Consider the following 26,920-nt stretch of genomic DNA (forward strand, 5'->3'; position numbering starts at 1 on the left):
TATGTCAACAACAAAAATACAACTGAATACCATTGAAGAAGCTATTGAAGATATTCGTCAAGGTAAAGTAATCATTGTAGTCGATGATGAAGATCGTGAGAACGAAGGTGATTTTTTAGCTGCTGCTGAAAAAGTAACTCCAGAGATGATCAATTTTATGGCTACTCACGGTCGCGGTCTAATCTGCACACCATTAACCGAAAGCAGATGCAAAGAATTGGATCTTCGTGCTATGGTTACCAACAATACAGATCATATGGAAACTGCTTTTACTGTTTCTGTTGATTTAAAAGGAAATGGTGTTACGACTGGAATTTCAGCTGCCGATCGTTCTAAAACAGTTGAAGCTTTAGTTGACCCAAATACAAAACCTCACGACTTAGCTCGTCCTGGCCATATTTTTCCTTTAATAGCCAAACAAGGCGGTGTTTTAAGAAGAACTGGACATACCGAAGCAGCTATAGATTTTGCACGTTTAGCAGGATTTAAACCCGCAGGAGTAATCTGCGAAATCTTAAATGAAGACGGAACAATGTCTCGTCTTCCTGAATTGATTAAAGTCGCTGAAAAATTCAATTTAAAACTAGTTTCAATTGAAGATTTAGTTGCTTACAGAATGCAACATGATAGTTTAATCGTTAAAAAAGAAGATTTTGATATTGAAACTCGTTTTGGGACTTTCAGATTAAGAGCTTACGAGCAAACAACCAACAAACAAATTCATATTGCTTTAACAAAAGGAACTTGGAATTCTGGCGAACCCATCTTAACTAGAATACACTCTTCTCAAGTAAATAATGATTTATTGGGAACATTAACCAATAATGCTGAACAGCAATTGGACGATATGTTTAAGGTAATTAATGAAAATGGAAAAGGTGCTGTTATCTTTATCAATCAAGATATGACAGCAGTAAATCTTTTAAATAGAATTTCTGAACTTAAGGCATTGCAATCTAACGGGACTTTAAAAGCTCCAAAAGTCATTATTGACAGCAAAGATTACGGAATTGGAGCTCAAATCCTCCATGATATAGATATTTCTAAAATAAGATTGGTTTCAAATACCGAGCAAACAAAGCGCGTTGGTATGATTGGATATGGACTTGAAATTACAGAATACGTAAATTATTAATATGGGAACAGTAGAAGAAAGAATTCAGAAATCTGAAACTCGTATTTTTAAAGCCGTTTTTCCTAGTACCACAAATCATTATGATACTTTATTTGGAGGAACTGCCCTCCATTTAATGGATGAAGTGGCATTTATTTGTGCGACACGTTTCAGCCGCAAAAAAGTTGTTACAATATCTACAGGTCAGATTGACTTTAAAAAAGCAATTCCAGCCGGAACTTTAATCGAATTAGTAGCAAAAGTTGATAGTGTTGGAAGAACAAGCTGTAAAATTCATGTCGATATTTTTATGGAACAGATGTATTCTGAGCTTCGCGAAACAGTAGTTTCAGGAACTTTTTCGTTTGTTGCAGTTGATGAAAACAAAAAACCAACCCCTATTTTGGACGATTTAGAATAATTTTTTAAAAATACTCACTTTCGGAAATACTGATAATTAGACAGTTGAAAATTATCTTAAAAAACTTTAAAAAAAAGTCTAAAAAAAGTTTTTATAACCGAAAAACCGTCTTATATTTGCACCCGCAATCAGGCATTGATAGCGACATACTGGAGAAATGGCAGAGCGGTCGAATGCGGCAGTCTTGAAAACTGTTGACTGTAACAGGTCCGGGGGTTCGAATCCCTCTTTCTCCGCCAGTAGAAGTTTCAGAAGAAACTTTAAAAGTCAAAAGCCTTTAAACACTAGTGTTTAAAGGCTTTTTTTGTTTTTACACACTTTTCAAAAAGCACATGTTTTATCAAAGAACGGTTACCCTATTAGTTACCCAGTCATTTTTTGAATCTTTTTTCTAAAAAATGGGTAACTAAAAAGAAAGAATTCCCCGGGAATTCCCTGCTATCAATGGGCTCTCTTAAAATTTTTAATTCAATTTGATTATTAATTTTAAAACTAGATAACATGTTAAAAGTAATTTTTTACCAGAAATCCGACAGAGTAAACAAGAACGGCGAATCTCCCATCTATGCGCGTTTGAGTTACAATGACAGACAAATTTCAATGTCAACCGGACAAGCCATCTTAAAAGAAAGGTGGGCCAGCACTAATAACCTTAGAAACCAGCTTAAAATTGAAAAGGAAATAGTAATCAAAAATCTACTTGATCTTTTCCAGCTTAATGCAGCCAAAAAATTCACTGAACTCTTCAGAATTGATCCTGAGGTTAACCTTCAATTATTAAAGGCTGAAATTACAGGCAAAGCCCAAATAGAACAGCCACAAGGGCCTACCATAATTGAAATTTTGGAAACATACAATATATATTTCACCAAAAGAGTGAGCTCGGGAGAACGTGCTCCAGCCTCACTGCAGAAATACAAAAGAGCCAAAGATCTGCTTTTAAACTTCATTAGCAGCACCTACAAACAAGAAGACATGTTAGCATCTGAGTTATCAAGCTCGTTTGTATTTAAACTGGAGCAGTTCCTTAAATATGACAGCAGTTTTAAAGATCAGACAGGCATCAAAAACAATTCGGTGGTAAAATATATGAAGATGTATAAAACTGCCTGCAATTACGCCATTAAAATGGACTTGATCATAAAAAACCCATTCAACATTTATGACGGCAGGCTGAGCGTAAAAGATGCTGTTTTCCTAACCCAGCAGGAACTGAATACAATCGAGAACAAAATATTTCCAACTCCCCGTCTGGAAAAGGTGAAGGATATATTCCTTTTCAGCTGCTACACAGGTTATGCCCCTGTCGATGCCTTGGAGCTGACCGAAAGAAACTTATCAGAAGATTCGACAGGAAATTTATGGATTATGACCAGCAGAGCCAAAACTGCCATTAGAGCCAATGTCCCAGTACTGCCTACTGTTGATAAAATTATTTCTAAATATAAAAACCAACAAAAAGGTCTTATCCCGAAAATTTCCAATCAGAAAATGAATGCTTATCTTAAGGAAATCGCTGATGTCTGCGGCATAAGTAAACATCTTACCTGGTATGTTGCCAGACACACATTTGCTACCACGGTCACTCTAGGAAACGGAGTAAGACTGGAGAACGTATCAGCTATGATGGGACATACCAATACCAAGCAGACACAGCATTATGCAAAAGTTTTGGATGTAAACATTATGGAAGATATGGAGAAACTGAAATCTAAGTTTAGGTGACATACGCTTACCAAGAGACTTCTGAATCTAAGTCTCTTAAAGAGCTTTAATCCATTTAGAGTAAAAAAGTAAACTGAAACACATTATATGTTTTGCAGTACATTTCCAATTGCGTCCGCAATGCGGACGCAATTAACATTGACACAAAAAAGTATAGTCTTTTAGTTTTTAAAGTTTATCCTGTTTACTAATTTAAACACGTTTACATGTACTAGTTGAACGACAGGAAAAAGATAGAGCCGATTTACGGTACTTAATTGATTAAATATCTTGCAGAAGAATAACGGCGTCAGTATAGAACTGGATTTTCATACCGCCAATTAAATTGGTATCGAAAATTTTACAGAACATTTCCAATTGTGTCCACAATGCGGACACAATTTAGCTGCACACAATATAATCTCCTGCAATCTATTCATAATGAAGAAAAAAGAGAGCTCTAAATTGCTGAAAGCCTTAAAAAACAATTAGACATAAGACCGCCAGCTAGAGCGACAAGTAAACAGTTTATTATGACAGAAAACAAGTGGAATGAAGGTGTGTTAAACCTAGAACAAGAAATTTAACTGCTCTTTTAATAATCAGCAGATCTATCAGATGTTCTACTTCTATCAGAAACAGCAGTTCCTGCATTATCTTTATTAGCATATTTAAATAAAATAGCAGCATATAGATAAGCTTATATTTATATCAGCATTAAAAGCTAATATCAACACAACTTTAAAAGCTAATATTGATACATCGCTAAAAGCTAATATTAGTACAGCATTAAAAGCTAATATAGGAACAACATTAAAAGCTAATTATTATCTTTGTAAAAAAACAATGGCAACACCATCAGAAAATCTCGCAGCATCTTTACAGGTACTCCAAGAACTACAGCAGACTGGAATCATTGCAATTCCCTCGCGTTTAATTACACGCACGCACAGAGAACGTCTTGTAAAAAAAGGTTTTCTGCGTGAGGTGATGAGGGGATGGTACATACCTTCACGACCAGATGAAACTCCCGGAGAAAGCACCTCATGGTATGCCTCGTATTGGAATTTTGCCGGATCTTACCTCACGGAACGATTTGGCAGGGAGTGGTGTCTCTCTCCTGAAGAATCAGCCAAGATACATGCAGCAAACCTAACAGTTCCAGCTCAGCTACTGGTACGAGCGCCGCAGGGACGAAATCAGATAACAAATCTGCTACATAATACTGCAATTCTTGAAGTCAGGTCAAATCTTCCCGAAGAAAACCAGACAATCACAGACAAAAACGGACTTCGTCTTTACAGTACTTCAGCCTGTATAGTAAATTTACCCGAGAACTTTTACCAGCAGAATCCAACTGATGCCAGAACACTTCTTTCGACATTCCGAGACGGCACAGAAATACTGGCATTGCTTCTCGACGGCGGGAAGAGTGTAGTTGCGGGACGAATTGCCGGAGCATTCAGAAACATTGATCGTCCGAAAATTGCCAATGATATTCTAAATGGAATGAAAGCGGCAGATTATAACGTACGTGAACTAGACCCTTTTACGCACAAAAGCCCGATTATATTTTCACAGCGCCAGATTTCACCCCATGTAAACCGAATGGAACTGATGTGGAACGAAATGCGAGAAGAAATCATAAAAGTCTTCCCTCCCGCACCAGGTCTTCCAACCAATCAAGCCGCGTATCTAAAACAAGTTGAAGATAATTACATCAATGACGCCTACAACTCATTATCCATAGAAGGATACCGAGTTAATACAGAACTGATTGAAAGGGTACGCAGCGGCACATGGCAGCCCGATATCAATGAACAAGACAGACAGACCCGTGATGCAATGGCGGCCAGAGGCTACTGGCAGGCTTTTCAAATGGTTCAAAAAACAATTGAAGCAATACTGGGTGGTACAAATCCGGGAACTGCCGCAGATAATGATCATGCCACTTGGTACAGAGAAATGTTCGCACCAAGCGTAACAGCTGGTATTATAAAACCATCTGATCTGGCCGGCTACAGAAATCAGCCGATTTACATACGCGGCTCAAAACATGTTCCTCCTGCAATGGAAGCCGTAAGAGATCTTATGCCAGCATTTTTTGATCTGTTAGCAACTGAAGAAAATGCAGGAGTACGAGTTGTGCTGGGACATTTCTTTTTTGTCTTTATACACCCTTACAGTGACGGAAATGGAAGGATTGGCAGATTCCTAATGAACTCCATGATGGCATCGGGTGGCTATCCATGGACCGTTATCCCGCTCGAAAGAAGAGCCGAATATATGGCATCTCTAGAAAGTGCAAGTGCCGGAGGCGATATCATTCCTTTTGCTTCATTTATAGCTTCACTGCTATAAAAAACATTTGAAATTGCCACAATCTTAGGGAACGATAAAATCAGTAAAATTAAATTCTTCGAAGCTTAGGTTCTAAACTGTATTAGCTTCAGTAATCTTTAACGATTTTATCTGAGTTTGAAAATATGGATCTCAATTGTCGTTACAGTGTCACGACAATTTTCCTGTTAACTAGCTGTATAATGCTTGAACTTTATTTTCCCAAAGTTGATTCGGTATTAACTTTCTAATTGTGCCGACAGTGACGGCACAATTGGTTTTCACTATTGTATCCGCAGTTTGGGCCTAATTGCATAATTGTCTATTATTTTTCAGTGAATTCAATTAATTTGTCTACATTTTCTTTCACAAGTTGTTCTAATTGATATGTCACACCCCCTAAAGGTTTATCTAATCCGCGCATTGCATATTCAACTTTTATATTACTTTTTGAATATGCAGGTTTCAAGTCTTAGGTTCGAATCCTGCGCTCTGCGTTTATCACAAACATTACCGATTGTATATTTCCTTTTTTTTACGGAATTCAACGAGTTATCTTTATGTTGCGGAGTCTGAAGGTCCGCAACAAAAATATTTTCCAAAACAGCTTTCAAGACCGTAATCATAATTTTGATGGTAATGTATATTTAAAGTTTTCTTTTACCTCGACATCAAAATTTAATTGAATCATGATAAAATAGAATAGTCAAATAAATATACGTGTACAAATTTTTATTTCTTTGAGTAGTAATCATGTACTTTTCCAATTGTACCCGCTGTCTAGACGCAATCTAGCTGGACAAAATATAAATATTTAATATCTATTTCTAATCAAGAAAAAAGAGGCTTTTAAATTACTAAAAGTATTAAACAATTGGACAAGTCTAAGATTCGGATATTTTAAACGCTATTAGATATTGTTATATCACTAAAGCTAAATTCAATTATTACTCTGTCCATGATGCTAATAATTATCATTATTTTCGAGGTGCAAGTACTATGCTTAAGAATGACTATAGGCTGCTAATAAAAACAAATTCCCTTTGATAAAAAGGGAATTGTCAAGTATATTATTATTTCTGCTTTATTTGCTTTTCTTTATCATTGCTATTTGTGAGTTCAATTAATAAATCATCATTCACAATAGGATCAATAAGAGGTATAAAAATTCCATTAATATCTGTCCCCTCGGTTTTTGCATGCAAAATTCCTCTGGCAGCACCTACCGCAACCGTAATCATTAAAGTAGCTGTAGCTATAGGGAGGGTAAAGGTATTCTTTTTTTTATTATAAAGTTTGTCAAGCGCTTCTTTATCAAGGCCAAAATGAGCACCAGCCTCAATTACTAAAAGAACATTGCCTTCTCTTCCGTTCTTTCCATATATTTCAAACTTAAATCGGCATCCTGCATTGGATTTCGTAACGTCAATACCAAATTCAATTGAATTACTCATTAATAACTCATTTTTAGCAAATGAAGAAGCAAGATCTTCAGAGATGAAAAACTGTTCAGTATTGAGTTTTAACAATCGCACTGGAAGCTCGATTTTTGATTTTCTAGCCATTTTGATGTTATGTGTTTTTGATTCGGATAAATAATTTCGCCAAAATAACTGTTGTTATAATCCTCAAGTACTTTTTCTTGAGAAGATAACTTTATTGTTACTAGTGTTTTTAACTGATTAACTGGCTCTTGATATGGAATTCCTATTAATTTTATTCCAAGGACATTTTGAATTCTGAATATCGTTGTGATACTAGGATTTTGTATCGTTCTTAGAATTTTCGAAATATACTGTTTTGAAACACCGAGTTTTTCAGCCAATTCTGATTTTTTCCAACCAAGCTCTTCAAGTCTTTCAATAATTTTTAAAGAAACCTCAAAATAATAGCTTTCTGCTTCTTCATTGTCCACGTTATATTGAAAGTTTTCTTTCCACGTAGTGTCCAAAGTAGATTCTTCAATTAGTTGTTTTAATTTTTTTTCTTCCATTTTAATTATAAGTCGATATTACAGGGGTCTATTTCTTCGTCCTCACCAGACCGCAGATATAACTCGGCCTGTTTGAGTTTTAAAAGCTCCTCCTGCAAATGCAGAGGAGACATGTCTCTTGTTAGCTTAATACCTCCACCCGTAATTACATAGGTGTTTTTAGAACATCGAATAGCATAAATTCTGAGCCAATTATGATTTAATAAGCCCTTGCCCTTGTCCCATTCTAATTTTCCAATCTTACCATTTGATAATGGTACAAAATAATCGGAGAGCATTTTGAATTTATCATTTTGTCCATTAGCAATAGCCAAAATTGTTCTTTGCATTTCTCTTGCCTGCTGATTCGTGTTGGAAACAGCTTTTGGAATCGTAATACCACCCCAAGCCTCACTTTTTAGATCAGCAACATTTGCTGAAAAAAATTTGTAAAGCCATAGTGGGTCACCCCATTGTTTAAACAGTTTTTGAAATTCATTTTCGCTTTCCCCATCATATTTAACGGAATATAATATTTCGGGTATTAAACCTTCAAGTTTAAATTTACGATTATTACTCATAAAAATCAACTTATAGGTTTATTTTTTAAGCAAATATTATCTATTTTAATGGTTTAACCAAATTTTTATCGTCAAAAAAAATAAAATTTTTATTATTTTTAATTATCAGCCCGATATTGGTATTTAAAAAATCTAATTAATTATTTTTTTTTTCTAATTATTAAGTCTTTAATCTAGTTAATATTATATGAGTTTTTAAATATTTGCCGACTGAAAATTTTAAATACTTAAATAAAAGTAGCAATTCCTTTATTTCATTGCTTATATCATTCTATCTTCGATGTTGAATAATTTCCATTTAAAAATTGTTAAATTTATTTTTCAAATTTAAAAGTTAAATGGTAACTTACCTAACAACTGTTCGGGTATCGGACTATAGTTGCAGTATTTTTTATACTACTTTAATAAAAACTCTACAACTGAAAGAATAATAATAATTTGATTTAGAAGAAATTTTTTCTTTTCTGCGATAAAATATTGAGATCCTAATTTAAAATTATAGAGATTGATAGAGTCTATTTTATTTATAATAATCTCAAAAAAAATTTCTGCAATCAAAAAAACATTCTATCTTTGCACCCGCAATGAGAAAATGATTGCGTCTTACTGGAGGAATGGCAGAGCGGTCGAATGCGGCAGTCTTGAAAACTGTTGACTGTAACAGGTCCGGGGGTTCGAATCCCTCTTCCTCCGCCAGATAAAGTCCGAAAAATGACTTTTAAAAACAAAAAGCCTTTAAACACCAGTGTTTAAAGGCTTTTTCATTTGAGATGGTATCGAACCCTGCTTGAAAAAACAGTTACCTTTTTAGATCCCCTTTATTTTAAGCTCTTTTTTTCAAATCTGGGTAACTAATTAAATGCTGAATTATGATTCATTGCTTCTCAGTATTTTATCGATCTTTCCGCTGTCATACAAAAAAATATCTCCTAGTTTGGTGTAGGGAAGAATTCCAGTCTGCCTGTATTTTATAATGGTGTTGTTGGACAGTCCAAACATTTTTTTTAAATCTTCATTTCTGTAATATTCAGGTCTCAAGGTTTTTCCCTGGCTGACTTTTGAATCGATTGTTTCTAGTTTTGCTGTTACAGGCTCTATCAATTCCTTCACTTTCATTAGATAAGATTCCCACTTTTCTTTCTTCATGATTGATAATTTTTTTCTTATTATTAATTTTTCCTCCTTTTGCATTTTACCAGATCTCCAGCCTTCTTCGACGTTCTTGCATTAATGCAATAAACTCATCTAAAAATTTCATCTGTTTCACCTTATAAGTATATCCTTTACATTCTGAGAACTGCCTGTTGATTGACTTAATTTTTGACTGCCCGCCTTCATCGCCAGCATAGGTGAAATTATTTTCGAGAAAAAACTGGAACTTGCTTCTATTGCTTTTTTCATCTGCTGCATCAAAGAATAACAAACCTTCATCCATCAAAATATAGAACAGCTGGGCAAAGTCAATTTTGTTATAATAGGATTTACATTTTTCATTTGAAAAAATGGACTGCATTTTGTTTTCCTGTTCACTTACACTAATTAGATTTTCTACTACCCGTAGCCTTTCATCAAATTTTAATATAACATTTAAGTCCTTTATCAGATTACTACTTTTCATTGCTTCTAAAATTTAGTCACCATCCTATAAATGAAAATATATATTGCTACTTTTTTACTCCTTTTTAAGTGCATAAGATATTTGTAACTATCCAGCTTTCCTATTTATAAGACAAATATATAAATGCATTTTGAAGCCATTTAAACAATAGTCGTTGTTTGCTTTCTTTGTCTTTCAATGACATAACGTTTTTGCTAATTTGTTTTTCAGGTGATACTTGAAGGCAGATTATCTGCTGAAATAAAAAATGAACAGAGATCATAGACTAATCAAATACTTGATCATAGGAAATTTTACCAGCCTTTTTTAATACAGCTTGTTCTTTGGTGAGCAGGAAGCTCATATTCATGCTACAATCTTCTGCGTTTAACCTTTCGTTTCATCCTTTTGTCAAATGCATGCTCCTGGTAATCCTCTGCCTGCGTATGCGGCAATAAAATGCCTAATACGTCAAAACTGTTTTGTTCATAAGCATGGTGCATATTTTCATTTCTTAATAAGTCAAACATGTCAGGCGATTGGCCTGTCTCTGGTTTCATAATAACATCTTTTTCGGAAACACTGCTTTTATGTACTGGATTTTCAGGTTTCGTATTATTATTCCACCAGTCGTTAAATGAATTGGCCGAGAGGTTTTTAGCCAGCTCTGATCCGTTCCATACGCTGCGGGATTTGTGATCAATAAAAGTGATACCGTAAATACGTCCTGCAGCATTTCGCCTTACAACAATATTGATCCCTTCCTGTATTAGTTTTTTACTAAATTCGGATTCGTTTGATGCTGTCCGCATTACTGATTCTATCCTCTCTTTAAGTGATTCCTTAACGGTACTATCTTTTAGTTTTATTCTGTTCTGGTCACATTGGGATTGCAGCTGTGCTAATCCTGCATTTTTTCCAAACAGCGAAGCCTTAAAGGGACTGCCTGCTTTTTCTCCCTGCCTGTTTAATGCAAAATATACCACTCCCTGTTTTCGAATTCCATTATACTCGCCTTTGACTTCTTCGGCAGTAATATTAAAAAGGGAAAGCAGTGCATTATATGCCCCAAAAGTTTGGAACTGGTAATATTTAGGCAGATGTCGCAGCACCGAAGCCATCTGGCTTTTTATATCTCCTGACTTAAAATCCACAGGCTTGAATCCTGGGTTGCCTGACTCTTGTTTTTTATCTGCAGCTGATACAAGGCTGTACTTTTTTTCCAGCGTCCTGCAGACTTCCATCGAACGCCTTTTTTCAAATTTATCGGATATCTTCCTGCCAAGCTCGTCAACGCAGACTGATACTATATGTATATGGGCACGGCCAGTATCAGTATGTTTGAATACCACAAAAGGCTGATTTCCATAGCCCATCTGCCTCATATAGACTTGTGCCATATTCTCAAAATCAGTATCACTTACATTGTCTTTCGGATCAGGATTTAAAGAGATATGAAGTATCGGTTTTTCTGTTTTTCTATTAACCAATAAGTGTAGTTCAAAAGAACGGGAAAGCTGTCCTGCAGAATAACTGCCGTCAGGAGATTGGATTATCTTTTGGGTAAATAAAACCTGTGCGTTCCCTTTTTCAAGTTTGTTGTAATTATAAGCTATTGCTCCGTACAGACTAATGCCTCTTGTTATTTTTGCTATCATTTTTTCAGATATTTTTCTTCAAATTCTGTCGTAAGCTGAATTATCTTTTGAGCTAAAACGGCAAATTCCATTGTTTGATTTATCAATTTGTAGAGATAAGCGGGAGCTCTCTTTTCGGAAAAATTGCGGTGCATAATCTTTACAACCTGGTTGTAATTAACCCCAGCAGCGCGAAACTGCCCGAATAAGGCAGTCAGAAGTATGTAATAATCCATTGCTGCTTTATCGATCTTAACTGTCTTGATTCCTTTTTGAAAAATACACGCTGTAATGAAATGCGCCATTACATTCATGCCTGATTCTTCAAAAAGAGTCAGAAACCTTGCATTTTCCTCAGCTGTAAGACTGATCGAATAGCGGTGGACGGCAGGATCTGCTTTAGGATGCCTGCCTCCTTTGCGTGGATTGGCTGTATTTTTGTTTTCCATAAGTATTGGCACTTATAATTACTTTAAAAAAAACAATATATATTATTATCAGCATCGCTGCTTAGATTTGGAAATCTCTGGAAGCATTTGGCATTAAATGTCCCAAAACAAAGACTGATAGTTTTTTACATTTAACTTTATATTTTAACCAAAGGAACGGTAAAAAAGAAAAACAAGGTAGGACGTGCTGGATCAGCCCGGCCAAAAGACTACGGCATAATGTTTTGCTCGTCCCTTACAAAACACCCTTCGGGACTTATTCCGTTTCCTTTTGGTCTGTCTGCATCCCGTCCTATTTAATTGCTTTCTTTTTCTTTTTTCCTTTTTCTGTTTCTTTTGGAAAAATATCTTTTTTCTTATTGGTAATGCCGGACTGCCTGAGCATCTGCTTACCTGTGTGCAGGCTTGCAGGCGTGACTGCGTGCAGGCAGGAATGAACCCCCGCATACATGCATACATGCACACTGGAATACATGATTGCATGATTACATGGATACCTGCACACTTGAATACTTGAATGAAGGAATACCTGAGGACTTGTCTGCCTTCATAGGCGGGTAATCACATGTAAGTTAATTACAGCCATATCTCAGCCGGCTTTATTTAAAATCTTACTTGTACTCGTGAAGTATTGCAGATCTGTATTGCTTTTACAACTCAAATAAATTACTTACAGCCATAATAATAAAAAGGGCATGAAGCCCTTTCAACTAAAACTATTGCAATAATATTTTCGAGAGAAAATAGCAAGTTGTGTTTTGAGCTGCTTGAAATACTTTCCGCATCTCAAAACAACTTGCCCCGCCGGGGGCTGGAAAACACCTCCGAAGTCGGCGTTTATCAGTTATCAGTATACTTTTCTTCTTTTGGATTCCCTTTCTTTTATAAGTTTAATATTCAAATAGTTATAAAACACGGACATACTTTCAGATTCTCAATATCTGATATTCAATAAAGCAATTTATGGACTTCTAATATTATAAACAGACAATTTTTTCCGGCAGTTAGTCTGCAATCTGTCAGCCTTTTATTTGCGTTTAGATTTAAGAAGAGTATAAAATTGATCGCTTATGATAATTTTTGGATCGTTTTTCGTAATCAATTTATATCATTCTAGACCTATTAAAACTGATAAAATGAGGATCATTAAAGAGAAGATTTTATAGATTGTCGACTGTAATATGAATTTACTCCATTATTGACAAGTTGTATTCCAAAATCGACAACAGCTTAATCAATTAATTTACAGAATTTTACATTGTAAATTTTTAATTAAATCGCCATGAAATTTAGCCCGCATCATAAGTATATTTTTATAGAAGCAGTTTGTTTTCTATATGTTCTGCTATTTGTGTATGCGGCAATAAGTAAACTGCTCGACTTTGAAAATTTTCAGGTGCAATTAGGACAGTCGCCGCTTGTTGGTTCCTTTGCAGGAATTGTATCATGGGCTGTGCCAATTACAGAACTGCTAATTGCTGGATTACTGCTGTTTTCTTCCACACGTTTCTTGGCGCTGTGGGCTGCATTCAGCTTAATGACCGTTTTTACGGCATACATTTTCATTATTTTAAATTACAGTCCATTTGTTCCATGTTCCTGCGGGGGAATTTTAGAAAAAATGGGATGGAAAGAACATTTCATTTTTAATTTGGTTTTCATGATCCTGGCCGCAGCAGGTATACTGATACTGGCCGGTATGGTGCCAAAAGTACATCCTATTTCAAAACCTGCTGCAATGGCCAGTGCCTTTACTGTGACGATGTTACTCAACATCGGCATTGTCACTTTACTGTTTACAGCTTCAGAAGACATAATCCACCACCGCAATAATTTTGTACGCAGATTTCCCAAACACCCTACTGCCGGCAAAAAAACAATCCAGCTTCCACATGCTGCATATTATATTGCCGGTTATGATAAAGGACAGATTTATTTAGGCAATCGGACTGAACCGCTGGCCGTTACTATTCTTGATACGAGTCTTGCTGAAAAAAAGAAAATTCGTATCGATCTGCCAAAGTATAATTTTTCTTATACCGTACCGCGTCTTGCTGTAAAGCCTCCCTATTTTTATTTTAGCGACGGGAACGTGCCCTGCATTTTTATTGGAGATACTGTCTCTTGGAAAGCAGAACTTAAAATGAAGGGTAAGGCATATTTTTCTATTCTAAAACCGATTGACAATAATACAGCAGTTATACGAGCCATAGATTCCAAAACAAAAAACAACACGCTTGGTCTCTTCACTTTTAACAGCAGTACAGCATTAAAGCTGAATGGAAGCCTGCTGCAGAAACAGGTTGACGGTGTATTTGACACTGACGGATCACTGCTTTACAATTCCCAGCTGGATAAGATAATTTACACGTACGCCTATCGAAATGAATTCCTGATAATTGATTCTAAACTTGGCAGCCATACTTCCGGACATACCATTGACACTATCTCTCATGCACAGGTTTCGGTTGCCAGCATTAAGTTAAAAAACATTAAAACTCTGGCCAGACAGCCTAAACTTGTCAATAAACTCACTGCATCTTTCGGCAGTTATCTTTTTGTCAATGCAGCTCTTATTGGAAAATACGAACCCGAAATTATGTGGAATCAGGCTTCTATAATAGATGTATATAATGTAAAGGAAAACACCTACTCTTTTAGTTTTTATGTATACAATATAGAAGGACGGACAATGGATGAATTTGTAGTTTTAAACGACAGAATTGTTTCACTGAACGGAAGACATCTCACAATTGAAAAATTAAAAACCAACTATTACAAGCCCTTTTACCCATCAAGATAAGATCAGCATTTATGCTTTTAAAATACACTGTACAGTCCAGGGGAAGGTCGAAAACCTGAAAAAGAGTAGACCGTTAACATTAAATTTTAATATTATGAATACTAAAGTTTTAAGACCGGCGCTTTCAATATCAGCAATAGCATTTGCTGTATTTGCGGCCTTTGCATTTTCAGCTGTCCCTGAAGAAGGAAAGCTGATAGATGTTTATGGGCATAACCCTTTAGAGGATTGTGATGTTACGACAGTAGAATGTAGCACCATACAAAATCCTAATGTTTGTAGAGTTAGTTCTGGAGGACAGCAGTTGTTCAATATGAGCAGTCCGACCGAATGTAACGTCGAATTATACAGAAAAATCAATTAATCTAATTTTAAAAAAAGCAGGAGGTTCTTAATCTCCTGCTTTGCTAATTAATGATTTAAGGGATGCCGTTTGTAAGTGCCTTCTTTTGTTCTTTCAGATAATAGTCAAACCAGTTCTTGGTTTTTATAGTCAGGTCTTTTTGAAGTTCAGGTGTGGTAATTGTATGCGCCTCATTTTCATAAAGAATAAAAATATTTCTTTTTCCAAGTCTTCGAAGTGCCATATGAAATTCGGCAGACTGTGTCCAAAAAATAGTCGGGTCTTTTTTTCCGGCCCAGCTCAGCAGCGGTGTTCTGCAATTTGCCGCATTTGGAAACGGTGCGTCTCGTTCATAAGCTTTCCAATTCTCAAAAGGTGAAAACGGCATGCGTCCCTGCTGCGATTCAAACCGCCATGCATTGGAACGCGGTATGCCTGCTGAATGCACAAAATAACTGCTTATTGTGTTCATAAGTCCCGAACCGCAGACGGCTGCGGCAAAAGCATCGGTCTGGGTAATGATAAATGAAGTCTCATAACCTCCAAAGGAATGGCCGATAATTCCGATATGATTTTCCTCGACAATTCCCATCTGTTTTACAATGTCCACTGCGCTGAGCACGCAGTTAAGGGCAGACCTTCCAGGCTCTCCCAATTTATAATGTATATCCGGAAACAGCACCAGATAGCCATCCAGAAAATAGTTGGACGATGTAAATCCCATCGGTCCATATTCTGTCGGTATATAGTAATTATTAATTTCCTGGGACTGCCTTTCATATACATGAACAACCATCGGATATTTCTTTCCCTCTATATATCCTGCAGGTTTGTATAGAATCCCCTTAAGATTATTGCCATTTTTATCTTTGTAAGAGATCAGTTCAGCTGTTCCCCATTTGAATTTAGAAGCATGAGTATTGGATTGGAAGAGCAGTTTCCTTTTCAGTTTTCCTGAAACAGCCATTAATTTGGGGGCATTGGAAGCTGACTGCCGGATGTAGATGTACTGTTCAGCATTTTTTGCTTTTTGCATCCTGCTGTTTCCCCAACGTCCAAACACCAGTTTTTCTAAACTGCCGTCGTTATTCCATTTATAATAACCGCTGGATCCATCTCTGCCACGAGCCTGCAAAACCAAACCCGCAGAAAGATCAAACTTTCTGATCAGAAATTCATCCTGGCTGGGCTTTTTGATAACGGGATAAAGATCCAGACAAATTCTGTAGGTAATCTTATGCTTTCTGCCATCGGTAATTCTTCTGGCTTGTCTTGACCTGATATCAATCATCCAGATATCATATTGGTCATACAATATGAAATATTTCTCATCGGAGGACCAGCCTGGACTGTCGTATGGCGCAGGCGGGCCCGCATCGTTTTGGATGCTGTCAATCATAGAGACTGGAATATCTTCAGTTAGATTGAAGTGCTGTCTTTCAGCAATATTGTAAGCATGCCAGTTTCCATCGCGGAAATAATGTATAAAATTTCCTTTGGGAGAACTTCCAAGCATTCCCACTGCTGTTGACTGCTTCACTAAAATTAGATGCTCTGTACCTGTTTGGGTATCTTTCACATAAATGTCAGCCGGAGCGTAATACTCGTACTGCGGTTCATATTTCAGCAGATTGTAACACAATGCATGTTTTCGATCAGCTGTAAGGATTGTTTTCGGATTCTCGATTGTTCCGATTTTTAAAATTTCACCGCTTGCAGGAGTCCAGACAGCCGTTTTTGGCAGTCGATTTGGATCTCCAAACATTTTATTCTGGGCAAATTCCAGTACTGTTGCAGAATCCCATATTTCATACGCTGCAGTTTTTTGCTCCTGCTCAGGGCTGATATAATTGAAAAATACACTTTTCCAATCTTCTGAAAACCTCAGCGCAGAACTTGCTCCGTATAAGGTTACATTTTCCGTCGCCAATAGTTCTGTTTCCCTGCTGTCAAGAACAGCATTTGTACCTGATGCTGCATCATGATAGAATATCCTGTAATTTTTGGCAGTTTCCTCTGGATTCTTAATCTCCTGAAGAAAAGAAAGAAATTCACCGCTCTTGCTCCAGAATAGTTTTTTAAATCCTGCATCCCCATCCTGTGCAATTGTCTTTTGGGTAAATCTATGTTTTGGATTTAAAAGACGCACTTCATAACCGGTACTTACAGCTAAAGTACCATTATTGCTTATACTGAACTCTGCAATATCATTAAAGATATATTTTTTGCTGTTGGACAACGCAATTATCGTTAAATAATCTGACGAACCATTTTTACATAATACAGCCAGGAAATTTTCTTCATCATTAAATTCGTGGCGAATTGCGTCCTTGAAATACTGTGTATTACCAGTTGCAAGGTCATTCAAAGCTAATCCTTTTTCCGGATCGAAAAATGTGATCCACCTCCCGTCACTGCTAAAACGCGCATCAGAACATTTAGGAAATGACAGCCGCTTGGCAGATTTTATATTCTGAACAAATAATGTATCCACGCCGTAATCATAATGCAGATTATAAGAAAACCACCTGCCGTCCGGAGATATTTTCTCTGACTGCAATGAACTCCACTTTGCATAGTCTGCAGTCTTTATATCCCGCTTTTGTGCATACAATGGTACAGCCATAAATAACAGCGCTACCCAATATGTGATTTTGAAGAAAAACGCCCGCATTTTAGTACCCTGGATTTTGCGGGAGCAGATTTTTATTCAACAGCAGTTCTGACTGCGGAAGAGGGAGTATTATCTGTCTGTCTTCCCATCCCGGTTTTATTGTACCCAGCACAGCTGCTGCTTTTCCCGTACGTTTCAGATCGAACCAGCGGTGTCCCTGTTCTGTAAAAAGTTCAAAGCGCCGTTCCTCTGCGATTGCTTCCAATAATTGTGTTTCTGTATCTGCGACAGTATCTGCAAGACCCGCACGGCGGCGAATTTTGTTTAGATCTGTCTTCGCCTCAGATATATTGGATAGATGAGCATTGGCTTCTGCACGGATCAGGTATTGTTCGGCTAATCTAAACAAAATAGTGTATTCCTGTGAAGAGGCGGTGCCTAAAGGCTGTTTGTATTTGTATGATGAATACCAGGAACCATTTGCATTTGATACGGTGCGGACCCACTGAGTGCGGCGCAGATCACCAGATTCAAAACCCGCTGTAAATGAAGCAGACAGTGACGGCTTGGAAGGCGGACCGCTTGAAAAGATAAAAGTACGCGCATCTTTAGTATTAAGTCCGGCTGTTCCCGGATGCAGTGCCCATATTGCCGCAGTGGACTGGCGCAGAAATTCCTTTGAAAGATCATCAGTCCATATATACTTTGGATTATTAATTACAGCTGTCGCCTTAGCCGCAGCATTTATCCAGTCTTCACGATAAAGAAATATTCTTGCGAGAAAAGCGGAGGCAGCTGCTTTGTTTACCCTGACTCTTTCTTGAGAAGAATATTCCGCAGATAATAATTTTTCAGCTTCAGTTACGTCGGCTATAATATTAGCCCACACTTGTTCTTGGCCTGTTTTTGATACTGCTTTATTCGCGCTGTAATCCGTAGTTTTAATGTAGGGAACATCACCAAAGAGGTTGACCAGATAAAAATGAAGATACCCGCGGATAAACAATGCTTCCCCTGATAACCGCGCCTTCTCATTTTCTGTTAATGACTTTGAATTCTGCAGCCCTTCAAGCATCAGATTCACGGCATAGATTTCACTGTAAGTGCTGTTCCATAATCCTGTTATTAAACTGTTTGAAGGCGTAATTGTATGGTTATTGAACTGCATAATTTCGACACTTGAGCCTGTATACTGCATTTCGTCAGAGTAGTTTGACAAAAGACTCGACAAACCGTTCAGCGTGCCCGCGACCATTCCTTCCTCACGAAGACGGGCATAAATGTCAGCCATAGCCGCATCAGCGGTTTTAACATTTTCAAATACAGCGGGGGTCGTCAGCTGTGATTGCGGCGTATCTACTTCGATAAAACCTTCGCAGGCTGTAAGACTGATAAATACAGCTCCAATGATTATTCTTATGGTATAAAATCTTGTTTTCATGTGATAGTGATTAAATTAAAAGCCAAGCTGAATGCCCATTGTAAACTGTCGCAATGGTGGAAGCGCCGAAGCAGACTGGTTTTCAGGATCAGCTCCGCGAAAATCAGTGATGGTTAATAAATTTTGTCCCTGCAGATATACTTTTCCTGTAAAGGTCTTTGACCAAGCTGATGGTATTGCATAAACAAGAGTCAGACTCTTGAGTCTCACAAAAGATGCATCACTGTATGCTGCATTGCTGTCAATCAGATTATAATGTCCTTCGAGTAATATACTATTCTGGCCGGTAGTGTACTGCTGTGATATAGCTGTGGTTCCGTTCTGCGGGAAATGGTTTGCCATAGCTGCAGGCTGATTTACAAATGAACCGGGTAAGGCTGACGTGTATAAATAATTCCTGCCAGTCTGCTTTACAAACTGGAATAAAAAATCGAGAGACCAATTTTTATATGCCAGCTGATTATTCAGCCCTCCATAGTATTTTGGAGAAGTATCGACGATTGTCTGGCGATCGTCTTGATAGGTTATCTGGCCATCGCCGTTAAAATCCTGAAAAGTGTAGGCTCCAGTTTGAGGATCAATTCCTGTATAATTAAAAACTTTCTTGATAAAAAGTGATTCACCTACTACAAGCTGGTTAGCATACGTAGAACTTTCAAGCCCTGGAAAAGAAACGAGTTTATTTTTTGGTACAGTAAGGTTTACTGTACTTGTCCATGAAAAATCCCTGCCTTTCAAATTGTTGGTGCGAAGTTCCAGTTCCACACCAGTATTTTCTACGGTAGCATCAAAATTTGACTGGATGGAAGAAAACCCTGTCGTCCCGGGAAGCGGCACCCCGACCAATTGATTGGATGAGCGGTTGCGGAACCAAGCTGCAGAAAGGAAAATATTATCCTTTAAGAATCCGAGTTCCAATGCTAGTTCGAATTTTTTATTTGTTTCCCAGCCAAAATTAGAATTGTAAAGACGCGAAGGTAAAAGGCCTACCACCCCGTCATACAAATAAGGAGAAACTTTATAGGTATCCAGATACTGGTAATCTCCAATCTGGTCATTACCAGTAATTCCATAACTCCCGCGAAGCTTCCCAAAGCTGATTATAGAATTATGCTCTTTGATAATGTCTTCATTAGAGAACAGCCAGGCTGCGCCAACAGCGCCAAAATTGGCGAAACGATTATCGGGGCCAAAACGGCTTGAACCATCACGGCGGCCTGTCAAGTTCACGATGTATTTTTTGTGCCAGTTGATGTTAAGTCTGCCAAATAATGCATTGTAATTGTACTCGGTTACTTCATGATTCAATACAGTCACCGTATTGGCTGCAGCTAAACTATTAATAAGGGCATCGCTTGCAAATCCAAAGGCAGATTGTGCCAGTTTTGTCGTTTTTTGGTTCTGGAATGTTGTACCCACTAAGAAATTGATATCTATGTCTCCCAATTCTTTTTGGTAGCTTAACTGCGGTTCAAAAATATAGGATCTGCCAGTACCTGTAGACACAAATAGAGTTGATTCATGTTCACTTGTATCATATGGGCTGTAAATACTCAGCGGGCTGGTTACGTTTTGCGACAACCTATTATCGTTATATCCGATGCTGGCTTTAGCCTCAAGGCCCGGAAACAGATTATAAGACACTACTGCATTTGCAATAAGGTTTTGGCTTGTGGTTAGATATGTGCCGTTAAGAAATGACAAAGGATTGATGAATGTGCCGTTTTCCCAGTTAAGACTGCCGTCACTGTTATAAAGCTCCGGTGCGTTTGGAGCAAGAGTATAAGCCCCCGAGGTTAGATCCCTTCCCGGCAGTGTATTTTTATCGCCGGAATAAGCGGCTGAAAAATTAAGGCTGAAGCGTTTATCATCGGACTGGTGTGAAATACTGCTGTTTATAGAACCCTTTCCATAATGAAAATCTCCTGGAAATACCGTTGTTTCTTTGTGATAAGTACCGCTTAATAGGAATTGTGTATTTTTATTACCGCCTGAAATGGATGCCTGAACACTTTGAATGTACGAGGTGCCTCCGATTAATTCCTTCTGCCAGTCTGTATTGCGATTTGGATCCCAAGTGCCATTAATATCGTAAGCGCCTTCAGGATATTCAGTGATGCCATCATTAGCAAAAGCTTCTGCACGCATCGACAGATACTGGTTGGTCTGCATTAAATCCATTTTTCTTGCCACTTTCCCGACAGTAGTAAATGCATTTAAATTAAAACGTGTTTCTCCTGACCTGCCTTTTTTTGTCGTGATCAGTACCACACCATTTGCCCCGCGAGAACCGTAAATTGCTGTCGCATCTGCATCTTTCAATACCTCGATGCTTTCTATGTCGGATACATTTAAATTGTTCAGTGGATTTGTAACGCCAGAGATAGCGGCTGCCGAAACAGTCGGATCTCCTAATGACTGCGAAGAATAAGGAACTCCGTTTACAATATACAAGGGATCATTACCGTCTCCACGAATAGTGTTAAGACCTCGGATCTGAATATTAAAGCCTCCGCCCGGCAGTCCAGTGTTTTGAGTAATGTTTACTCCTGCCATACGTCCCTGCATTGCCGCTAGTGGATTGTTGACAGGCTGTTTTTCAATATCCGCCGCTTTAATTTTAGCAATGCTCCCAGTGCGTTCACTATCCCTGACAGAATAATATCCTGCATTAATTTTGACTTCCTGAAGAGTAGTCTGGTCTTGGTTCATCTGAACATTGATGACTAAACGTCGGGCAACTGGAATTTCAATTGTTTTAAAACCGATGTAGGTAAAAATTAGATTCGCATCAGGTGATACTGTTATGGTAAATTTACCATCAAAATCCGTGATGACAGTGTTTCTCTGGTTTTTAACCGAAATACTCACACCAGGAAGAGGGTTTGTGCCATCGGTTACAATACCGCTCACCTGTGTTTGCTGTTGTGAAATGGAGAACCGCAAGGTATTCCGCGCTAAGGCTGGAGTGCAAAATAGGTAGAAGCCGAAAATAAACGGATACCATAGTGCAGCCAACCCTTTGTTCAATGAAATAGTTTTCATAATTTTGGGTTAGTTAATTTAAAACGAAAGTTTGTATTAATTCAGCCCTCTATACTTGTTTGTCGACCGGTTAGAGGGCTTTTTTTTGCTTAAAATAAGCATAACAATTTTCCTTGTTTAAAAGCCTGCAAACTTTATAATTGCCTAATTCAAAATGAAAATTATGAAAGTGCAGGCAGTAAAATTGCATTAATAGTTAATTCATAAGCAGATAGTTTTGGTTACACAATATCTAAATGCGAGATTATGAAAAATGAAGAAGGAGCGCTAAGAATATTAAGTGGTGAATTGTGCCATAAGGATAAAAAATGGCGTAGAACTCAGCTTATATCGCTCCAAGGTACTGGCATACCCGCACACGAATAAGTGAGCCCACGCCAAGAGACGTGAGCATCTTACTTATCATCTCGCGTGCTAAAATTACCAGTTTTTGGAACGAGATTCTAAGCGAATGCTTCAAATGTTTTTACATGAAGAATCGCAAAAATAATAAATCTAAATCAAAAGTATATAAAAAAAATATGTAATGCAAATGCATTACATAAAAATCATAAAAATAATCAAAATTGCCGTATGGGTAAACTTAGAGCAGAAGATATAATTTTAAGAGATCAGATAAAAAAAAGACTTAAAGAGCTCAGAGAAAAAGCAAGTCAAAATAAATCTGGCCTAGCAAATGATATTGAGGTAGATAGACAAAATTTTCACGCTTGGGAAAAATTAGATATTACAAGAGGAATATCTATTTACTCTATTGGCAGAATCTGTACCGCTTTTGGAATAACACTAAAAGATTTTTTTGACAGCGATATCTTTAGGTAAATGAAATGTTCGTCTTTTGTACTTAATCAAATTGTTTTAAATAATTAAATTATCTTCAGAATAAAAATTATTTAGTAATTCCTGAATTTCATTATTTATCATTTCAACTTTTTCATATTGAATTGGCTTATTTTCTCGACTTACAAATTCTTCTTTTGCAATAAAATTGCTTATCGGAGTATCAAAACAGTGTTGACTTCCCCAATAATCACTAGCATATCTTATTTCATTCCCTGCACCAAAACCATTTTTTATACCATATCCACAAATAGAATTTGCTAATGAAAAATCAAGTTCACTATTTAATTTATTCCTTTTATTATCAAAATAAGAAGCAATACCATTACCATCATAATGCGAGAGTAAAACATTATACTTTTCCGCTTGTAATGTTTTTAAAAATAACCAGCATTTTAAATGTAGATTAGCTGAGTAGTTAGCTGATGATATGACAAAATTATCTTTTACAAAATTCTTTCTCAGCCTGTGCTTAATTTCATTTAATAAATTTTCCTTTTCAATACTAAAAAGAGTAATAAAGTCTGAAATTTTTAAATATTTTAGATAAGCATTATCATTGTTGCTGTTCCAAGAAAACCAAGCTCCAAGCATACCTGAAGTCCTATCAATATGTCCGATCCTAACATCCTCTTGCAATAATACTCGATAAAATCTAATATAATTAGAAAGTATTGGATTCTCCTTTGCTTCCTTCTCATTATAACTATTATACAACAATTCAAAATTATCATAAATAGCTTTCAAATTTGCATAACTATTTTCTCTACTTGTATTCGCTTCCCAAAGAGGTGAAAGATTTCCCATTAAATCAACATGATCCTCCCATTTTTCAATTTCAGACTTATATTGCTTTTTCAATGAATTTTTGAATTGTTCATCCTGCGTAAACCATTCTTTTAGTTCAACATTTGAAATACTCTTAAATTCAATTGTTCTATTTGATTTTGTTTTAAAAACCAAAACCTCTCCTTCAGCTTTAGAAAATTCTATAATTTGTATGATATGTCTCCAGTCCACATTGTTTCCTCTTCTGCGTTTTTCATCAAAATGGTTTTTTCTGATTCTTCTGGTAAACTCGTAAAACAAATTAGCTTCTGGGAATTTCTCCAAATATGCAATCAACGGTAAAACGACATGCAAATCAGCATTTCGAAACCAAGAAACAGATATTGATTCATTTTTTATTGTTTTCAAAACACTTACAAATTTTTCATCTTTGCATAAATTAATTAGTTTCTGAAAAGCTTTAAAATACTTATGAATGGTAATTGTCTGAATGCTTTCTTCCCATCTTTCTGTTTCCGGATTTTCTTCGTTTTCTTCGTCCGTTTTTGGCTTTTTTGTAAATAATTCGCGAGGATTTAAAGGATATCCAGTTTTGTTTTTCCAACTTCTTTCTTGCAAAAGACGAACTTGCCAATACCAAATAAAAAACTGATTTATACTATCGTCAGAAGTTGTTTCTTCTTTCGTTTTGTTCTGCCAAAACCATTCTTCTCGTTCCTCCCATTCATCTGAAGTTATTTTTCGTTTTTGTTCATCAATAATATTCCCTATAATAATTGGCTTCAAGTTTTCACTTGCAGACAATGGCTCACCTGTTGTATTTATAATAACAAAAGTTTCTTCTCCCTGTATTCTGTTCCCCATATCATAATATAACATTTGGAGTTTATTCAAAATGAAGTATCCAAATTGTTTAAAATTAATTTCCATGGATTTATCAAATGCATCTTCTATAGTTACTATAGCCGATAACATACTCTTAATACTTGAATCCAGGTTATAATCTGAGAAAAACCAAGGTGAATTTTCTATCATAGAGAAGGAGATCTGATTTTCTGATTTCAAAAAATATTCACAAACCAAATCACTCAAAAAATAAAGAGTGCTTTCTCTGACCGCATATTGAAGATAAGGGCTTCTATCGCTATTTAGCTCCTCAACTGAAATAAGATTATTTTGAAAGTGATTCTCCGTTTTACGATTTACAATTCCCAAAATCAGAAACAAGGTCGTAATCCGTTGCTGCCCGTCACAAAGTTGGATGTGATATTTTGGACTTTCATAACCATAAATCAGCCCTAAGGTTAAATCTTTTGCTTTGTTTTCTTTATAGGATTCTATAAGGCTTTCTAAAAATCCAGAAACTAATTCGGTGTATTTATCGGCATCCTTATTCCAAGCCCTATCTCCCCAACAGTAATCTCTTTGTAAATCTGGGATGATGATTTTGTGATTGCTTGAAAAGATTTGTGACAATGTATATTCTTTACCACTTTGTAATGTATTATTCTGAAATGCCATAATCTTTTTTAAAACGTGTTAGAAATTTATTTTGATTATCTTCTATATCCTCTTTTATCCAACTCGATTTAGCAAAAACAGCTATTGAATGAAGTAAATTTCGACTTTTAAATCCCTCATTTACATTAAAATATATAGCTTTTTTTTTGGCAAATGGTTTATCATTGAATTTTGAATTTTCATTTTTATCTAAAAGAACAAGATTTCCAATACTATGTTCAGTACAATCTTTCAAAAGACCTCTATCTAACCATTGCTTTTCATAAGGTTTATCATTTAAAAGATTATTGTTCCCATCATAATATAAGATTTTCTCTAAATCATTTTCATTAACCTTCTTTGAATGAAAAACTTTCGATTTAGGATGTATATGTTCTAATGATTTATTTCCATAGATACTAAAATCAAATTTCCTTCCTTTTCCATTAAACAGTTTGTTGTCTTCTTCTACATTTAATCTTAATAATTGCTTAAGGGCAATATCATAGAAATTATTGTAGAGAAATCTATCAGACAAATTATTCATCACGATATGGGCTTTCTGCTCTTTTCTTTCCTCATCTTCTCCCAATTCTTTTTCTTTTGTTATTTCTCTGTGAGTAGCACCAACAAGTCGCCATTGAGCATAGCTTTTTAGCTTGTCATTTTCTGCTTTATTCAAAAAGAAGAAATTAATAATATCAAAAACATCAGATAATCCAGAAGAACATAGTAAAGACAATTTAAGATAATTATGACTTTTAGGTTCTTTAAAGATATCTTCAAAGGATTTTTGTAAATCGCGTAATTTCTTAAAAATTTGAATAGCTGACATACTATTCAATAATTCTTTAAATTGAATGAAGGTGGTATCAGCATGTATAAATTGGTCTTTGTAAAAATAAAATTGCAGTAAAAAACCTAGAGGTTTTTCAGTATTAAAGAAAATTTGAACTTCTTTTTGATTCCACCAATACAACCATTTATCCCATTCTCGCGCATATCTGCTTCTTTTTGCATTTGTTTCCCAATCGATAGAAATAATATTTTTTAACTCACTTAAATTTTCATCAATAGATGTAGAAATCGATTTTTGATTAATTAATGGAATAGAAATTTGCCTGAGAATTTCAGATTTAATGAGTTCTTCCTGAAGCATAGTTGCTTTTGCTCCATTCATCATTGTAAAAGTTTTTGTTGCTTTTTCTTTACTGATAGTTATATACAGAACGTTAACTTTTTCAAGCAAAAATTGAGTGAATAAATCTTTTTCAATATTACCTAACTTATTTTCTATTTGTTCAATTGCTTTCTTGAAATAAAAAATATCTTGGTTTGAATTTTTTGAATCAAAATTTTTATAATCAAATTCAGTTTCTTTTAGTTTTGATATAAACTCTTTAGACTTTTCTCTTACATCATATTTTAGGGTGATTTTATTAAAAAAATCAACTTCCAAAAACCAAAGTATTAAGTATAATGTTGTGGTTCGCTGTTGTCCATCAATCAGAATAATTTGATCACCCTCTTCACAAACTGTAACGCCTTGTAAAAAATAATTTTGATCTTTCGCTGCATTAATTAAATCATCACAGAGTTTTTCAACTGCAGATAAATCATCGTTATTTTTTACAGACCATTTAAATCCTCGTTGATAATTAGGAATTATAAAATTTTGATTTCCAGAGGAAAAATATTCTCTTATACTTTTAAATGTTGTTTTATTCATT

The 26,920-nt window shown here is 36.0% G+C and carries 20 protein-coding genes and 2 tRNA genes; 9 read left to right on the forward strand and 13 right to left on the reverse strand.

What is annotated here, in order from left to right; genetic code table 11:
• Nucleotide 1 precedes the first annotated feature (1 nt).
• From ribB to LL966_RS10040, 5 genes are all read left to right on the forward strand, one after another.
• The gene (gene ribB, locus LL966_RS10020; protein WP_229352835.1) at nt 2-1,135 is read left to right on the forward strand and encodes a 3,4-dihydroxy-2-butanone-4-phosphate synthase; all 1,134 of its coding nucleotides are present in this window, start codon (nt 2-4) and stop codon (nt 1,133-1,135) included.
• Nucleotide 1,136: 1 nt separating this feature from the next.
• A complete protein-coding gene (locus LL966_RS10025) occupies nt 1,137-1,535 on the forward strand; it encodes an acyl-CoA thioesterase (protein WP_184167062.1) in 399 nt (132 codons plus the stop codon).
• A 151-nt stretch (nt 1,536-1,686) separates the two neighbouring features.
• Nucleotides 1,687-1,774, forward strand: a tRNA-Ser gene (locus LL966_RS10030).
• 262 nt (nt 1,775-2,036) lie between these two features.
• The gene (locus tag LL966_RS10035) at nt 2,037-3,260 is read left to right on the forward strand and encodes a site-specific integrase (protein WP_229352836.1); all 1,224 of its coding nucleotides are present in this window, start codon (nt 2,037-2,039) and stop codon (nt 3,258-3,260) included.
• Nucleotides 3,261-4,085: 825 nt separating this feature from the next.
• On the forward strand, nt 4,086-5,600 hold the full coding sequence (locus LL966_RS10040; RefSeq protein WP_229352838.1) for a Fic family protein: 1,515 nt from the start codon (nt 4,086-4,088) through the stop codon (nt 5,598-5,600).
• Between the two features lie 1,052 nt (nt 5,601-6,652).
• On the opposite strand, the gene LL966_RS10045 is transcribed toward LL966_RS10040, so the two are convergent.
• The 3 genes from LL966_RS10045 to LL966_RS10055 are packed head-to-tail and all read right to left on the reverse strand — an operon-like array spanning nt 6,653 to nt 8,132.
• Nucleotides 6,653-7,144 carry a hypothetical protein gene (locus LL966_RS10045; RefSeq protein ID WP_229352840.1) on the reverse strand — a complete coding sequence of 164 codons (492 nt, stop codon included), beginning with the start codon at nt 7,142-7,144 and terminating at the stop codon, nt 6,653-6,655.
• Nucleotides 7,102-7,572, reverse strand: coding sequence for a helix-turn-helix transcriptional regulator (locus LL966_RS10050; RefSeq protein ID WP_229352842.1), 471 nt, complete (start codon nt 7,570-7,572; stop codon nt 7,102-7,104). The genes LL966_RS10045 and LL966_RS10050 overlap by 43 nt, the downstream gene beginning before the upstream one ends.
• 5 nt (nt 7,573-7,577) lie before the next feature.
• On the reverse strand, nt 7,578-8,132 hold the full coding sequence (locus LL966_RS10055; RefSeq protein ID WP_229352844.1) for a hypothetical protein: 555 nt from the start codon (nt 8,130-8,132) through the stop codon (nt 7,578-7,580).
• Between the two features lie 608 nt (nt 8,133-8,740).
• On the opposite strand from LL966_RS10055, the gene LL966_RS10060 reads away from it, so the two are divergent.
• Nucleotides 8,741-8,828 (forward strand) — tRNA-Ser (locus LL966_RS10060).
• Nucleotides 8,829-8,999: 171 nt separating this feature from the next.
• On the opposite strand, the gene LL966_RS10065 is transcribed toward LL966_RS10060, so the two are convergent.
• The 5 genes from LL966_RS10065 to LL966_RS10085 form a co-directional block, all read right to left on the reverse strand.
• Nucleotides 9,000-9,278 carry a helix-turn-helix domain-containing protein gene (locus LL966_RS10065; RefSeq protein ID WP_229352845.1) on the reverse strand — a complete coding sequence of 93 codons (279 nt, stop codon included), beginning with the start codon at nt 9,276-9,278 and terminating at the stop codon, nt 9,000-9,002.
• Nucleotides 9,279-9,324: 46 nt separating this feature from the next.
• Complete coding sequence (locus LL966_RS10070) at nt 9,325-9,750, reverse strand: hypothetical protein (RefSeq protein WP_229352847.1); 426 nt, start codon at nt 9,748-9,750, stop codon at nt 9,325-9,327.
• Nucleotides 9,751-10,100: 350 nt separating this feature from the next.
• Complete coding sequence (mobB, locus tag LL966_RS10075) at nt 10,101-11,387, reverse strand: conjugal transfer protein MobB (protein WP_229352848.1); 1,287 nt, start codon at nt 11,385-11,387, stop codon at nt 10,101-10,103.
• The gene (mobA, locus tag LL966_RS10080; protein ID WP_229352850.1) at nt 11,384-11,815 is read right to left on the reverse strand and encodes a conjugal transfer protein MobA; all 432 of its coding nucleotides are present in this window, start codon (nt 11,813-11,815) and stop codon (nt 11,384-11,386) included. The genes mobB and mobA overlap by 4 nt, the downstream gene beginning before the upstream one ends.
• 292 nt (nt 11,816-12,107) lie before the next feature.
• Nucleotides 12,108-12,290 (reverse strand): hypothetical protein, encoded by a 183-nt coding sequence (locus LL966_RS10085; RefSeq protein ID WP_229352851.1) that lies wholly within the window; start codon nt 12,288-12,290, stop codon nt 12,108-12,110.
• Nucleotides 12,291-13,097: 807 nt separating this feature from the next.
• On the opposite strand from LL966_RS10085, the gene LL966_RS10090 reads away from it, so the two are divergent.
• A complete protein-coding gene (locus LL966_RS10090; protein WP_229352853.1) occupies nt 13,098-14,618 on the forward strand; it encodes a MauE/DoxX family redox-associated membrane protein in 1,521 nt (506 codons plus the stop codon).
• A gap of 94 nt (nt 14,619-14,712) precedes the next feature.
• Nucleotides 14,713-14,982 (forward strand): hypothetical protein, encoded by a 270-nt coding sequence (locus LL966_RS10095; RefSeq protein WP_229352855.1) that lies wholly within the window; start codon nt 14,713-14,715, stop codon nt 14,980-14,982.
• Nucleotides 14,983-15,037: 55 nt separating this feature from the next.
• On the opposite strand, the gene LL966_RS10100 is transcribed toward LL966_RS10095, so the two are convergent.
• From LL966_RS10100 to LL966_RS10110, 3 genes are read right to left on the reverse strand one after another with little or no spacing between them, the layout of a single operon-like run.
• A complete protein-coding gene (locus LL966_RS10100) occupies nt 15,038-17,587 on the reverse strand; it encodes a S9 family peptidase (RefSeq protein WP_229352856.1) in 2,550 nt (849 codons plus the stop codon).
• A 49-nt stretch (nt 17,588-17,636) separates the two neighbouring features.
• Nucleotides 17,637-19,016: a RagB/SusD family nutrient uptake outer membrane protein gene (locus LL966_RS10105; protein ID WP_229352857.1), complete on the reverse strand. Its 1,380-nt coding sequence runs from the start codon at nt 19,014-19,016 to the stop codon at nt 17,637-17,639.
• Between the two features lie 15 nt (nt 19,017-19,031).
• Nucleotides 19,032-22,061 (reverse strand): SusC/RagA family TonB-linked outer membrane protein, encoded by a 3,030-nt coding sequence (locus LL966_RS10110; RefSeq protein ID WP_229352858.1) that lies wholly within the window; start codon nt 22,059-22,061, stop codon nt 19,032-19,034.
• A 573-nt stretch (nt 22,062-22,634) separates the two neighbouring features.
• Between LL966_RS10110 and LL966_RS10115 the strand changes: the two genes are divergently transcribed.
• Nucleotides 22,635-22,883, forward strand: coding sequence for a helix-turn-helix transcriptional regulator (locus LL966_RS10115; protein WP_229352859.1), 249 nt, complete (start codon nt 22,635-22,637; stop codon nt 22,881-22,883).
• 36 nt (nt 22,884-22,919) lie between these two features.
• Here the strand turns inward: LL966_RS10115 and LL966_RS10120 are convergent, their stop codons facing one another.
• Both LL966_RS10120 and LL966_RS10125 read right to left on the reverse strand, forming a co-directional pair.
• Entirely contained in the window at nt 22,920-25,211 is a 2,292-nt protein-coding gene (locus LL966_RS10120) for a DUF262 domain-containing protein (protein ID WP_229352860.1), read from the reverse strand.
• Nucleotides 25,195-26,919: a DUF262 domain-containing protein gene (locus LL966_RS10125; RefSeq protein ID WP_229352867.1), complete on the reverse strand. Its 1,725-nt coding sequence runs from the start codon at nt 26,917-26,919 to the stop codon at nt 25,195-25,197. The genes LL966_RS10120 and LL966_RS10125 overlap by 17 nt, the downstream gene beginning before the upstream one ends.
• Nucleotide 26,920 lies beyond the last annotated feature (1 nt).

Origin of the sequence: Flavobacterium chungbukense (genome assembly GCF_020805785.1) — a bacterium.
Classification (GTDB): domain Bacteria; phylum Bacteroidota; class Bacteroidia; order Flavobacteriales; family Flavobacteriaceae; genus Flavobacterium; species Flavobacterium chungbukense.